Source organism: Actinomycetospora lutea (assembly GCF_028737205.1).
Taxonomy (GTDB): Bacteria; Actinomycetota; Actinomycetes; order Mycobacteriales; family Pseudonocardiaceae; genus Actinomycetospora; species Actinomycetospora lutea.
Map to the genome: position 1 here is coordinate 1 of NZ_JAQZAL010000022.1, position 12,861 is coordinate 12,861.

A 12,861-nucleotide genomic window follows, 5' to 3' on the forward strand; every position below is an offset into this window, starting at 1 on the left:
GCGGGCTTGTCGGCGGGCTTGTCGGCGGGCTTGTCGGCGGGCTTGTCGGCGGGCTCGTCGGGCGGCGTGTCCTCCGCAGGGGTCGCCGGGGACCCGGCGGCGTCGGCCGCTGCGGTGACCCCGGGGGCCGGACGCCGGGGCCGCGATGCGGAGGAGGGCATGGGGACCTCAGACCTCGAGGAGCTCGGCTTCCTTGTTCTTCACGAGGTCGTCGACCGCCGCGACGTAGCGCGCGGTGACGCTCTCGAGCTCCTTCTCGGCGCGCTGTTCCTCGTCCTCGCCGGCCTCGCCGTCCTTGACGATGCGCTGGAGCTCGCTCATGGCGTGACGCCGCACGCTGCGGATGGACACCTTGGCGTCCTCGCCCTTGCTGCGCGCCACCTTGACCATGTCCTTGCGGCGCTCCTCGGAGAGCTGCGGGAACACGACGCGGATGATCTGGCCGTCGTTGCTGGGGTTGACGCCGAGGTCGGAATCGCGGATGGCGCGCTCCATACTGCCCAGCTGGCTGGCGTCGTACGGCTTGATGACGGCCATCCGCGCCTCGGGCACCTGCACCGACGCGAGCTGGTTCAGCGGCGTCCAGGCGCCGTAGTACTCGACGTTGATGCGGTTGAACATCGCCGGGCTGGCACGGCCGGTGCGCACGCCGCCGAGGTCCTCCTTGGCGACGCTGACGGCCTTCTCCATCTTCTCCTCGGCGTCGAGGAGCGTCTCGTCGATCATGTGTCGCCTCTCCTCAGGGACCGGAAGGGGTGTGGACCAGCGTGCCGATCCTCTCACCCCGCACCGCGCGTGCGATGTTCCCGTCGACCAGCAGGTTGAACACCATGATCGGCATGTTGTTGTCCATGCACAGGCTGAAGGCCGTGGCGTCGGCGACCTTGAGGCCCTTCTCCAGCACCTCGCGGTGGGAGATCTCGTGGAACATCGTCGCCGTGGGGTCGAGCTTGGGGTCGGCGGTGTAGACCCCGTCGACGCCCTTGGCCATGAGCACGATCTCGCACTCGATCTCCAGCGCCCGCTGGGCGGCCGTGGTGTCGGTGGAGAAGTAGGGCATCCCGACGCCGGCGCCGAAGATGACGACGCGGCCCTTCTCGAGGTGGCGCATCGCGCGCCGCGGGATGTACGACTCGGCGACCTGGCCCATGGTGATCGCGGTCTGCACCCGGGTGTCGATGTGGTGCTCGCGCTCGAGGAAGTCCTGCAGGGCCAGGCAGTTCATGACCGTGCCGAGCATGCCCATGTAGTCCGCGCGCTGGCGCTGCATGCCGTAGCGGTGCAGCTCCTCACCGCGGAAGAAGTTGCCGCCGCCGATGACGACGGCGATCTGGATGCCGGAGTTGACGACGTCCGCGATCTGGCGGGCGACGGTCTGCACGACGACCGGGTCGACCCCGACCCCGCCGCCGCCGAACATCTCGCCGCCGAGCTTGAGCAGGACGCGGCGATGGCCGGAGCGGGCATCGGGTCCGGCGTCGGACACGGTCTGAGGACTCGCCACGCTCTCCTCCACCACCACAGATTCCGGGGATTCCGGCGGTACCGCCGTCACGGCGCCGGCACCCGGATTCCCCCGGGTGCCGGCGCCGCGGCGGATCGTCAGGGCTGGCCGACCTCGAAGCGCGCGAAGGTGCGGACGGACACGCCCGCCTCCTCCAGCACCTTGCCGACCGTCTTCTTGTCCACCGACACCGAGTCCTGCTCGAGGAGCACGGTGTCCTTGTAGTAGCCGTTGAGGCGACCCTCGACGATCTTGTCGAGGATCTTCTCGGGCTTGCCCTCCTCGCGGGCGGTGGCCTCGGCGATGCGCTTCTCGTTGTCCACCACGTCCGAGGGGACCTCGTCGCGGGTGGTGTAGAGCGGGCGCGCCGCCGCGACCTGCATGGCCGCGCCGCGGGCCGCCTCGGCGGCCTCGTCGCCGTCGCCGGTGTAGCCGACGACCACGCCGATGGCCGGCGGCAGGTCCGAGGAGCGGCGGTGCAGGTAGGTCGCCGTCGGGCCGTCGAGCAGCGCGACGCGGCGCAGCTCGAGCTTCTCGCCGATGCGCGCCGAGAGCTCCTGGACCTTGTCCTCGACCGTGCCCTCACCGAGGGACGCGGCCTTGAGCGACTCGAGGTCCTTGGTGCCGCTCGAGAGCGCCACGCCGAGGATGTCGTCGGCGAGCTGGACGAAGTCGGCGTTCTTGGCGACGAAGTCGGTCTCGGAGTTGAGCTCGATCATCGCGCCGTCGCGGGCGGCCACCACGCCGTTGGCGGTGGTGCGGCCGGCCCGCTTGCCGACGTCCTTCGCACCCTTGATGCGCAGGGCCTCGACGGCCTTGTCCATGTCGCCCTCGTTCTGCTCGAGGGCCTTCTTGCAGTCCATCATCCCGGACCCGGTGAGGTCCCGGAGCTTCTTCACGTCCGCAGCGGTGTAGTTCGCCATGGTGCGGCTCTCGTCCGTCCTCGTGTCTGGTGGATCGTCGTCTCGGTGCTCGCGGTCGGCGTGGGCCGACCGTCAGCCGGCCCCGCCCTGCGGGGTCGGCGCACCGTTCTGCTGGCCGGCCTCGGGCGCGGCGGCGATCGCGTTGTCGTCGCTCTCCGCGTTCGCGTCGACGGTGCCCGCCGTGCGCTCGGGGCGGCTGACCGGCGTGGTGTCGTCGCCGATGGCGTTGGTCGTCGCCTCGGCCTCGGGCGTGGCGACCGGCGCGTCGCCGGGCGCGTCCACCGCGGAGCTGGTGCTGCCCTGCTCCAGGCCGGTCGGCGCGCTGGCGCCGTCGCCACCCTGGGCCATGAGCTCCTGCTCCCACTCGGCGAGCGGCTCGTCCTCGCCGCGCTCGCCGCCATCACGCTGGCCGCGGGCCTGCAGGCCGTCGGCGCACGCCTGGGCGACCACGCGGGTCAGCAGCGCCGCCGAGCGGATGGCGTCGTCGTTGCCCGGGATCGGGTAGTCGACCTCGTCGGGGTCGCAGTTGGTGTCGAGGATGGCGACGACCGGGATGTTGAGCTTCCGGGCCTCGCCGACCGCGATGTGCTCCTTCTTGGTGTCGACCACCCACACCGCGCTGGGCACGCGGCCCATGTCGCGGATGCCGCCGAGGGTCTTCTCGAGCTTGTCGTGCTCGCGGGTGAGCATGAGGATCTCCTTCTTGGTGCGACCCTCGAAGCCCCCGCTCTGCTCCATGGCCTCCAGCTCCTTCAGGCGCTGGAGGCGCTTGTGCACGGTCTGGAAGTTGGTGAGCATGCCGCCCAGCCAGCGCTGGTTCACGAACGGCATGCCGACGCGACGCGCCTGCTCGTCGATGGCCTCCTGGGCCTGCTTCTTCGTGCCGACGAAGAGCACCGTGCCGCCGTGGGCGACGGTCTGCTTGACGAACTCGTAGGCACGATCGACGTAGGACAGCGTCTGCTGCAGGTCGATGATGTAGATGCCGTTGCGCTCGGTGAAGATGAAGCGGCGCATCTTGGGGTTCCAGCGGCGGGTCTGGTGGCCGAAGTGGACACCGGAGTCCAGCAGCTGGCGCATCGTGACGACGGCCATGCGGTGGAACTACCTCTCTCGGCGGCCCGGCACGGTGACCGGGCCCTGCGGTTGTCGCGACGGTCCCGGTCGGGCCGTCGCCCTGGTGCCCTCGGTGAACCGATCCCGGAAACCCGCTGCGAGGCGGGACCGCCCGGGCACCGGCAGCGCACGATCGTGCGAGCGCTTGCGAGGGCACGCGAAGTCGGCCCGTGCGGCCCCACAGGATGGAGACGACGAACCGCTGGTCACGAGTGTACCCGCGCGCCTCCTGCCCCTTCCCCGCGCCCTCGGGGCAGCGCACGGGCCCGGTGCGAGCGATGCGGCATCGCTGGCGTCAGACGCCAGGATCGCCACATCCTCGCTCGTGCGACACGCCGAGAGCAGGTCGCGCCGACGTCGTCCTCGAGCTCCGGGGGAGCCGATCGGGCGCCGGCTGCGTCCAACCCCGTGTGACGCGATGTCTCCTGGCCCTGGTCGTGCTCCCTGCCCTGGTCGCCGCCCTGCTCGCGGGCACGGCCGTCGCCGCGCCCGCTCCCCCGCCCGTGGTGCCCGTCGGCGCCTTCGGGTGGCCCGTCGCCGGGGTGGACGGCCGCGCCGCACCGGCCACGGCGGGCGCTCCGGGCACGGTGACGCGGCTGTTCGACCCCCCGCCGCACTACTACGGCCGCGGGCACCGGGGCGCGGACGTGGCCGGGCGGCCCGGACTGGCGGTGATGGCCGCGGGCGACGGCGTCGTGGTGTTCGCCGGGCGGGTGGCCGGGCGCGGGGTGGTCTCGGTGGAGCACGCCGCGGGGTTGCGCACGACCTACGAGCCGGTAGCGGTCGCCGTCACGCCGGGCGTACACGTCCGGCGCGGGGACACCCTCGGCGCGCTCGAGCCCGGGCACCGCGGCTGCCCCGTGGCGGCGTGCCTGCACTGGGGCCTGCGCCGGCCCTCGGCCGACCCCGCGGCGGGCGCGCTCGAGTACCTCGATCCGCTCCTGCTGCTCGGGCTCGGCCGGGTGCGCCTGCTGCCGACCGATCCCCCGTGAGCGTCAGGCGTGCTGGAGCTCGGCGAGCCGGGCGCGCAGCCGCATCACCGCGCGCGTGTGCAGCTGGCAGACCCGCGACTCGGTGACCCCGAGGACCCGCCCGATCTCGGCGAGGGTGAGGTTCTCGAAGTAGTAGAGCCCGACGACGGTGCGGTCGCGCTCGGCGAGCTGCCCCACCGCCTCGGCGAGCAGGCGGCGCGTCTCGCGGTCCTCCATCGCGGAGAGCGGGTCCTCGGCGCCGGTGTCGGGCAACGAGTCGGCGAGCGACGGCGCGCTCGCCCCGTCCACCGAGCCGCCCCCGCGCCCGGCGGCGACGAGCTCGTCGAGCGCGGCGACGCTGGTCATCGCGATCCGCCCGAACGTCGAGCGGAGGTCCTCGGTGGAGGTGTCCAGCTCGGCGGCGAGCTCGGAGTCGCTGCACGAGCGCTGCTCGCGCCCCTCGAGACGCTCGATGGCGCGCTCGATCTCGCGGGCCCGGGAGCGCACCGAGCGCGGCACCCAGTCCTGGGAGCGGAGCTCGTCGAGGATCGCGCCGCGGATGCGCTGCATCGCGTAGACCTCGAACTTGCGGCCGCGGTCGGGCTCGAAGCGCTCGATGGCGTCGACGAGACCGAAGATCCCGCACTGGATGAGGTCCGCGACGTCCACGTGGGCGGGCAGGCCGGTGCCCACGCGCCCGGCGACGTACTTGACCAGCGGCGCGTAGTGCAGCACCAGCCGGTCCTTCGTCGACTTGCGCGGGTCGTCGGCGTACGCGGCCCAGAGGTCGGCGATGCCGGCCTCGACCATCGCCTCCTCGTCCGCCCCGCCCGGCGACGCACCACCGAGCGTCGCGGGCAGGACGTGACCGTCGGGGGCGTGCGCCCGGCCGTCGGGACGACCCTCGCGCGACCCGTCCGCCGGCGCGGGCACCGGCGCCAGCGCCGTCGCGCCGTCGGTGGCGGGACCGGTCGCGTCGGGGCGCTCGGGGGCCCGCCGGCGCGGGGTGCGGGCGGCCACCCCGGCGGCGCGCACGGCCGCATCGGAGTTCGACCCGGGCAGGGCGGGCAGCGGGCCGGTCTCGGGGCCGGTCTCGGGGCCCGTCCGGTGGCCCGGCTGGGGCGTGTCGGCGGACATCGTCGCCACGGGGACCCGCGCGACGCCGCCCCACGCCTCAGGCACGGGGATGGGCGGTGTCGTGAACAGCGCGCAGCCGCTCGGCGGACACGTGCGTGTACAGCTGGGTCGTCGCCGGTGACGCGTGCCCCAGCAGCTCCTGGACGCTCCTCAAGTCCGCTCCCCCCTCGAGCAGGTGTGTCGCCGCCGAGTGCCGGAGCCCGTGCGGCGCGATGTCGGGTGCCCCCGGGACGGCACCGGCGGCGTCGTGCACGACCGTGCGCGCGATGCGCTGGTCGAGCCGACCACCGCGGGCGCCCAGCAGGAGCGCCGGTGGTGACGTCGGGACGGCGAGTGCCGGGCGCCCCTCCCGGCGCCAGGCGTCGAGCGCGGCAGCGGCCGGAGCGCCGTACACGACGGTGCGCTCCTTGCCGCCCTTGCCGAGGACCCGCAGCGTGCGGCGGCCGTCGTCGACGTCGTCGACGTCCAGACCGCACAGCTCCGCGACCCGCACGCCGGTGGCGTAGAGGAGCTCCAGCAGCAGGTGGTCGCGCAGGGCGACCGGGTCGCCCTCGGCGGCTCCCGAGGCCGCCGCCTGCAGGGCCGCGGCGGCCTGGTCGGCGCGCAGCACCTCGGGCAGGCGCCGGTGGGCCCGCGGCGAGGCGAGCCGCGCGCCCGCGTCGGTGGCCGCGCGCCCGGTCCGGGCCGCCCAGGCGGTGAACGTGCGGGCGGCCGCCGCCCGGCGCGCGAGCGTCGTCCGGCTCGCGCCCCGCGCCCGCACCGCCGCGAGCCAGGCGCGCAGGCCCGCGAGGTCGAGCGCGTCGAGGTCGAGCGGTTCGTCCTCCCCGAGGTCCGGGCCGCGGAGGTGGGCCAGCAGGGACGTCACGTCGCCCAGGTAGGCCCGCACGGTGTGCGGCGAGAGCGCCCGCTCGTAGCGCAGGTGTGCTGCGAACGCCGCGAGGTGGGCGGCCGAGCCCGCACCGTCGGCGTCTCCGGCGACGTCTCCCGCGGGCGCGCCGGCGTGACGCGGCGCCGGCACGGCACCGACGGTCGCGGATCGGTCGTCCGCAACGTGACGCGCGGCATCCGGACCGGCCGGTTCGCCAGTTCCCGACCCGTCCGGAGTCCCCGCACTGCCCGCGTCGGTGAACGCGGAGCGTGACGAAATCACCGGGTCGAAGGGGAACTCACGAGAGGCCCCTCGACCGGGTGACCGCGGCGTCGCGGACAGCCGTCGGGCTGCGTCGTCGGGAGAGAACGTGCCGGTCATCGCCGTGAAGACTCCCGATCAGAGAGGCGACGGTCAAGCACCGCCGCACCGCGTTCGGTGACCGTCGGCCACTGTCGGGGAGCGGTTCCACTCGTCGCGCTCTGCAACCGTTCGTCGCTCTGTGCCTGTTCACCCGGGTCGGCGACGCCACCGCCCACCGTGCTCCACGACGAGCCCACGGGCCTCGAGTTCCCTCAGGTGGGTGTCCACCTCCGCGAGATCGACCCCGGCGTCGTGGGCCAGACGTACCACTGTGCGCGCCGCGTGGAGGGGAAGCGCTTCCCGCACACGCATCGCGCCCGGGTCAAGACCGTCCGTCGGACGCGTCGGGGTACCCGGTGGAGCGGCGAGCCCGTCCCCCACTGGACTCACCTCCTCGACGACGTGGTCGACCCGGCCGACGACCGACACCTCGGGGCGGCGGGCGAGCTCGTGGCACCCCAGCGACATCAGCGACGTGACCGGCCCGGGCACCACCATCACCGCGCGCCCCAGCGCCCCGGCCACGAGCGCGGTCCGCATGGCGCCCGACCGCGCCGCGGCCTCGACCACCACCGTCCCCGCGGTGAGCGCCGCGATGATCCGGTTGCGCACCAGGAACCGGTGGCGCGCCGGGGTAGCGCCCGGCGGGTACTCGGTGACCACCAGCCCGCGCTGGGCCACGTGCTCGAGCAGCGTGGCGTGCTTCGGCGGATAGACGCGGTCGATGCCGCAGGCCAGCACCGCGACGGTGTCGCCGCCGACCGCCAGGGCCCCGCGGTGCGCCGCGCCGTCGACCCCCAGCGCCGCGCCCGACACCACGGTGACGCCGCGGTCGGCGAGCTCCGCGGACCAGTCGCGCGCGACCCACAGGCCGTACTCGCTCGCCGCGCGCGCCCCGACCACCGCCACCCACCCGGCCGGTCCCTCGTCGAGGCGCAGGGGTCCGCGGGCCCAGAGCGCCAGCGGGGCGGCGGGCCCGTCGCGGGTCGCGGGGCCCTCGAGTCCCGGCGCCCCGTCGGGGCCGGCCACCACGCCGAGCCCGGCAAGCGCAACCGCCGGCCACTCCGGGTCCTCGGGGACGATCAGCCGTCCGCCCCGCGCGGCGAGCAGCGCCAGGTCGGCCTCCGCCCGGTCGGTGCCCCGCCGCGCCGAGGTCTCCCGGGCGACCTCGGGCGGCAGGGCGCCCGGCCCGTCGCCGATCCCGGCGCGGACGCGGCGGGCGGCGGCGACGGGCCCGACCTCGTCGACGAAGGCGGCCAGCGCCGCGGCCGGGGGCTCGGCGACCCGCGAGAGGTAGGCGCGGGCGAGCAGCACCTCCCGGTCGACCGGGACGGCGTCGACCGGGTTCGGCGTCGTCGGGAGCGTGCTCACGCGACCTCCTCGTCGCGGGCCGCGCCCGGGACGCTCTCGGTGACGAAGCCCTTGAACGAGATCGCCTCCTCGATGTCGGGCAGCTCCGGGCCCGCGGCGCCGCGGAGGTCGGCGACCGTCCACGCCACGCGCAGCGCGCGGTCGACCCCGCGGGCGGTCATCGCCCCGGAGCGCAGCTGGCGCTCGAGGACCTCGGCGGCCGGGCGGGGCAGGTGGCCGCGGCGGCGCAGCTCGGGGCCGGGCACCTCGGCGTTGGTGCGCCACCCGGCGTCGCGCCAGCGTTCGCGGGCGGCCGCCCGGGCGGCGAGCACCCGGGCCCGGACCGACTTGGTGTCCTCCGGGACCTCCTCGAGCGGCACCGACGAGGCGCCGTCCCACGACAGCGCCTCGACCGAGCTCAGGGTGACCTGGAGATCCACGCGGTCGAGCATCGGCCCGGACAGACGGTGGGTGTACCGGCGTTTCTCCTGGCCCGAGCAGGTGCAGTCGGTGGGCCGGGGCGGCGCGCACGGGCACGGGTTCGCGGCCATCACCAGCTGGAACCGCGCCGGGTAGCGCACCACCCCGTCGGTGCGGGCCAGCCGGACCTCGCCGTCCTCGAGGGGCGTGCGCAGCATCTCCAGCACGTGGGGACCGAACTCGTAGATCTCGTCGAGGAAGAGCACCCCGCGGTGCGCGAGCGACACCGCACCCGGGCGGGCGAGCCCGCTGCCGCCCCCGACGAGCGCCGCCGACGACACCGAGTGGTGCGGGGCGACGAAGGGCGGCGCCGCCGGGAGCGCCTCCTGCGGGTCGAGCGCGCCCGCCAGCGACCGCACCGCGGCCACCTGGAGGGCCGAGTCGACGTCGAGATCGGGCAGCAGCCCGGTCATCCGCCGCGCCAGCATCGTCTTGCCCGAGCCCGGCGGGCCCACCATCAGCAGGTGGTGCCCCCCGGCGGCCGCGACCTCCACCGCCCGCCGCGCCCCGAGCTGCCCGACGACGTCGGCGAGGTCCTCGCGCGGGCCGCCGCCCTGCTGGCGTGCTCCGCCGCGGACGGTGCGCAGCCGCGCGCGGTCGCCGCGCAGCCAGCCCAGCACGTCCGAGAGGTGCTCGGCACCGAGGACTTCGAGCCCGTCGACCAGCCCCGCCTCGACCGCGGCCGCCGCGGGCACCACGGCCTGCTCCACCCCGAGCCGACGGGCCGCGAGCAGCGCCGGGAGCACGCCCCGGACCCCGCGCACGCGCCCGTCGAGGGCCAGCTCGCCGAGCAGCACCACGCCGCGCAGCGCCGCGACCGGCACCGTCCGCGCCGCAGCGAGCACCGAGCAGGCCAGCGCGAGGTCGTACCCGCTGCCCTGCTTGGGCAACGTCGCCGGGGACAGGGCGAGCGTGATGCGCCGCGCCGGCCAGGTCTCCCCGCTGTTGACCACGGCGGCCCGCACCCGGTCGCGCGACTCCGCCAGCGCCGCGTCCGGCAGCCCCACCAGCGAGACCGCCGGCAGCCCCTGGCCGATATCGGCCTCGATCTCGACGACCTCGCCGTCGACCCCGCGCAGGCCGATGGCCCACGCACACGCGAGCGCCACGTCAGAACGCCCCCTCGTAGTGCTCGACCTGCGGCGCGGCACCGCGCGTGACGAGGACCGCGAGCACGTCGAACCGCACCTCGGCGAAGCCCGACCCGCCGGCGGCGTGGCGTTCGGCGAGCCAGCGCTGGGCGAGCCGGCGGATGCGGGCCGCCTTGCCGCGGGTCACCGCCTCGGCGGGCAGGCCGAACCCGGTGCCCGAGCGCGTCTTGACCTCGGCGACGACGAGCCGGTCGCCCTCGGCGGCCACGAGGTCGAGCTCGCCCTCGCGGCAGCGCCAGTTGCGCTCGATCACCGTCAGCCCGCGGGCGGCGAGGTGCTCCGCGGCCACGTCCTCGCCCCGTCGACCGAGCGCTCGGCGGTCGGGTGGTGGCCCGTCGGTGACGGCGCGCGTGGTGGTCATGGCCCGGCCCCCTCGTCCTCGCCGGGCGGTCCGGCGGCGGGATCGAGCGTGGCGGGCCGCGCCCGGCGAGCGGGAGCGTCGGCTCGGCGCCTGGGGACGACCGCCCGGGGTGGGGACGAACCGGTGCCGTGGTGCCGGCCGAGTCAGGCCGTGCGGAGCAGCGTCAGCCGCTGAACGGGCCCTCGTCGAGCCGGAGGTCGGGCTTCTCCAGCTCCTCGACGTTGACGTCCTTGAACGTCACGACGCGCACGTTCTTGACGAAGCGGGCCGGGCGGTACATGTCCCACACCCACGCGTCGGACATGGTGACCTCGAAGTAGACCTCGCCGTCGGCGTTGCGGACGGCGACGTCGACGGAGTTGGCCAGGTAGAACCGGCGCTCGGTCTCCACCACGTAGGAGAACTGCGAGACGATGTCGCGGTACTCGCGATAGAGCGAGAGCTCCATGTCGGTCTCGTACTTCTCGAGATCCTCCGCGCTCATCGCGCCTCTCCCCCCTCACCCGCGACGTCCTCGACGTCCTCCATGTCCTCGGGCGCCACGAGCTCGTCGGCCTCCCCGCTCTCGGCGGACACGTCGTCGACGGTCACCGCACCATTGTGGCGTACGCCCACCGGGAACCCGTCCGGGCTCCGGCCCCGGGCGGCGGCGGCGACGTTCACGAAGCTGAAGCGGTGCTCCGGGCACGGCCCGTGCTCGCGGAGCGCTGCGCCGTGGGTCGGCGTGCAGTAGCCCTTGTGGAGGTCGAAACGGTACTCCGGGTGCTTCTCGTGCAGCTCCGCCATCAGCCGGTCCCGGGTCACCTTCGCCAGCACCGAGGCGGCGGCCACACACGCCGCCGCGAGGTCACCCTTGGGCACGGCCAGCGAGGGCACGCCGAACCCGCTGACCGGGAACCCGTCGGTGAGCACGTAGCCGGGGCGCACGTCGAGGCGCGCCACGGCGCGGCGCATGCCGTCGATGTTCGCGATGTGCACCCCCCGGCGGTCGACCTCCGGCGGGTCGACGAGCACCACGCGGAAGTCCACGGCGCGGCGCTGGATGACCCGGAAGAACTCCTCGCGCTCCTCGCGGGTGAGCAGCTTGGAGTCGGTGAGGCCCTCGAACCGGCGCGCGTCGCCGGGGCGCAGGATGCAGGCCGCGACCGCCAGGGGTCCCGCGCAGGCCCCGCGCCCGGCCTCGTCGACACCGACCACCGGCCCGAGCCCGTGGCGCTCGAGTGCCGACTGCAGCGCCCAGCTCTCGGTGCTGCGCCGCACGATGGCGCGCGGCGGCTGGACGCCTGTGCGCGGCGGGAGCGGGCGGCGGCGGGCGGTCGGCCGTCCGCCCGGGCGGCCGGCGGCGCGCCGCCGGCCCGTGTCGTGACCCGTGTCGTGACCCGTGTCGTGACCCGTGTCGTGACCCGTGTCGTGACCGGAGCCGGAGGTCGAGCTCCGCTCCGCGGCGTCTCCTGTGGTCACCGGCCGGAGCGAGGAGGCTCGTCGGGACCGGACGACCACCCGCCGTGCGCGGTCCACCGCTGCCGCAGCCGGCGGGTCACCACCACGAGGGGCACCGCGCCGAGGGCACCGGCCGCGAGCGGGGCCCCCGAGGTCCACACGGGCGCGCCGAGGGCCGAGGGCCGGGCCTGGGGGTCGGTGTCGGGCACGCCGCCCCACCGGCCGACGGGCAGCACGATCACGCGTGCCTTGCCGATGACGTCGGTGACCCCGATGGGGCCGTGGACGCGGGCGTCCGCGGAGTTGTTGCGGTTGTCGCCCATCACCCACAGCTGGCCCTCGGGCACGCGCACCGGCGCGAAGTCCGCCTGGGTGCGGCCCAGGTTGGGCTGGTAGTAGATGTAGGGCTCGGTGAGGGGCCGGCCGTCGACCGTGACGCGGTTCTGCGCGTCGCAGCACGCGACGGTCTGCCCGCCGACGGCGATGACGCGCTTGACGAAGTCCTTCTCGTTGGGCGGCGCCAGGCCGACCAGCGACAGCCCGCTCTGCAGGCCCCGGACCAGCACGTTCCCCGACGGCTGCTCGCCCGCGACCTCGCCGTTGTCGCCCCAGGTCGGCGGGCCGCGGAAGACGACGACGTCGCCGGGCGCGGGGTCGGAGAACCGGTAGGTGATCTTGTCGACGGCGACGCGGTCGTTGGCGCAGCCGTTGCAGCCGTGCAGCGTCCGCTCCATCGACGCCGACGGGATGACGTAGATGCGCGCCAGGAACGTCTGGATGACGAACGTCAGGACCACGGCGACGACGATGAGCAGCGGGAGCTCGCGCCAGAACGAGCCCTTCTTCTTCGTCTTGCCCTTCCCGGCCTTGCCGCCGCCGCTGCCGCGACGCCCGGCGCGACCGGCGTCGCCGGCGTCGGCGTCGTCCTCGGGGGCCTCCTCGTCGCGCCCGGGTCCGAGCCCGGCGCGGCGGTGCCGTCCCGGCCCCGCGCCGGCGCCACCGGTGAGGGCCGTGGTGCTGGTCGACGAGCCCTCGTCCCGGGGGCGCGGGGCCCGCGAGGCGAACCCGTCGGAACCCGCCAGGCCCCCCTCGACGGGGGTGGGTGCCGGAGCGTCCTCGGCCGCCGCGGACGAGGACGTGCCGGCCGCGGCGCCGTTCGGGCCCGAGGTGGGGCCGGACGTCCGGGGCGGCGGCGGT

Annotated in this window: 11 protein-coding genes and 2 pseudogenes; 1 reads left to right on the plus strand and 12 read right to left on the minus strand. The window is 75.2% G+C overall.

Features of this window, described 5'->3' with window-relative positions; translation table 11 throughout:
- Positions 1–168: 168 nt before the first annotated feature.
- The 4 genes and pseudogenes from frr to rpsB form a co-directional block, all read right to left on the minus strand.
- On the minus strand, positions 169–726 hold the full coding sequence (gene frr / locus PHK61_RS22165; protein WP_274283192.1) for a ribosome recycling factor: 558 nt from the start codon (positions 724–726) through the stop codon (positions 169–171).
- Positions 727–739: 13 nt separating this feature from the next.
- A complete protein-coding gene (pyrH, locus tag PHK61_RS22170) occupies positions 740–1,486 on the minus strand; it encodes a UMP kinase (protein ID WP_274283307.1) in 747 nt (248 codons plus the stop codon).
- Between the two features lie 116 nt (positions 1,487–1,602).
- Entirely contained in the window at positions 1,603–2,427 is an 825-nt protein-coding gene (tsf, locus tag PHK61_RS22175) for a translation elongation factor Ts (RefSeq protein ID WP_274283193.1), read from the minus strand.
- 234 nt (positions 2,428–2,661) lie between these two features.
- A pseudogene (gene rpsB, locus PHK61_RS22180) lies at positions 2,662–3,522 on the minus strand (30S ribosomal protein S2); the annotation flags it as partial.
- Positions 3,523–3,980: 458 nt separating this feature from the next.
- Between rpsB and PHK61_RS22185 the strand changes: the two are divergent.
- Complete coding sequence (locus PHK61_RS22185) at positions 3,981–4,535, plus strand: M23 family metallopeptidase (RefSeq protein WP_274283194.1); 555 nt, start codon at positions 3,981–3,983, stop codon at positions 4,533–4,535.
- A gap of 3 nt (positions 4,536–4,538) precedes the next feature.
- Here PHK61_RS22185 and PHK61_RS22190 read toward each other — a convergent pair whose 3' ends face one another.
- The 8 genes and pseudogenes from PHK61_RS22190 to lepB form a co-directional block, all read right to left on the minus strand.
- Entirely contained in the window at positions 4,539–5,651 is a 1,113-nt protein-coding gene (locus PHK61_RS22190) for a FliA/WhiG family RNA polymerase sigma factor (RefSeq protein ID WP_420791431.1), read from the minus strand.
- 37 nt (positions 5,652–5,688) lie between these two features.
- Positions 5,689–6,669, minus strand: coding sequence for a tyrosine-type recombinase/integrase (locus PHK61_RS22195; RefSeq protein WP_274283195.1), 981 nt, complete (start codon positions 6,667–6,669; stop codon positions 5,689–5,691).
- A 360-nt stretch (positions 6,670–7,029) separates the two neighbouring features.
- Positions 7,030–8,253 (minus strand): DNA-processing protein DprA, encoded by a 1,224-nt coding sequence (gene dprA, locus PHK61_RS22200; RefSeq protein ID WP_274283196.1) that lies wholly within the window; start codon positions 8,251–8,253, stop codon positions 7,030–7,032.
- Positions 8,250–9,821, minus strand: coding sequence for a YifB family Mg chelatase-like AAA ATPase (locus PHK61_RS22205; RefSeq protein WP_274283197.1), 1,572 nt, complete (start codon positions 9,819–9,821; stop codon positions 8,250–8,252). The genes dprA and PHK61_RS22205 overlap by 4 nt, the downstream gene beginning before the upstream one ends.
- A gap of 1 nt (position 9,822) precedes the next feature.
- The gene (locus tag PHK61_RS22210; RefSeq protein WP_274283198.1) at positions 9,823–10,224 is read right to left on the minus strand and encodes a YraN family protein; all 402 of its coding nucleotides are present in this window, start codon (positions 10,222–10,224) and stop codon (positions 9,823–9,825) included.
- Between the two features lie 163 nt (positions 10,225–10,387).
- Entirely contained in the window at positions 10,388–10,708 is a 321-nt protein-coding gene (locus tag PHK61_RS22215) for a DUF2469 domain-containing protein (RefSeq protein WP_274283199.1), read from the minus strand.
- Entirely contained in the window at positions 10,705–11,487 is a 783-nt protein-coding gene (locus PHK61_RS22220; RefSeq protein WP_274283309.1) for a ribonuclease HII, read from the minus strand. Before PHK61_RS22220 ends, PHK61_RS22215 begins: the two co-directional genes overlap by 4 nt.
- A 263-nt stretch (positions 11,488–11,750) precedes the next feature.
- Positions 11,751–12,605: pseudogene (gene lepB / locus PHK61_RS22225) on the minus strand (signal peptidase I); the annotation flags it as partial.
- Positions 12,606–12,861 lie beyond the last annotated feature (256 nt).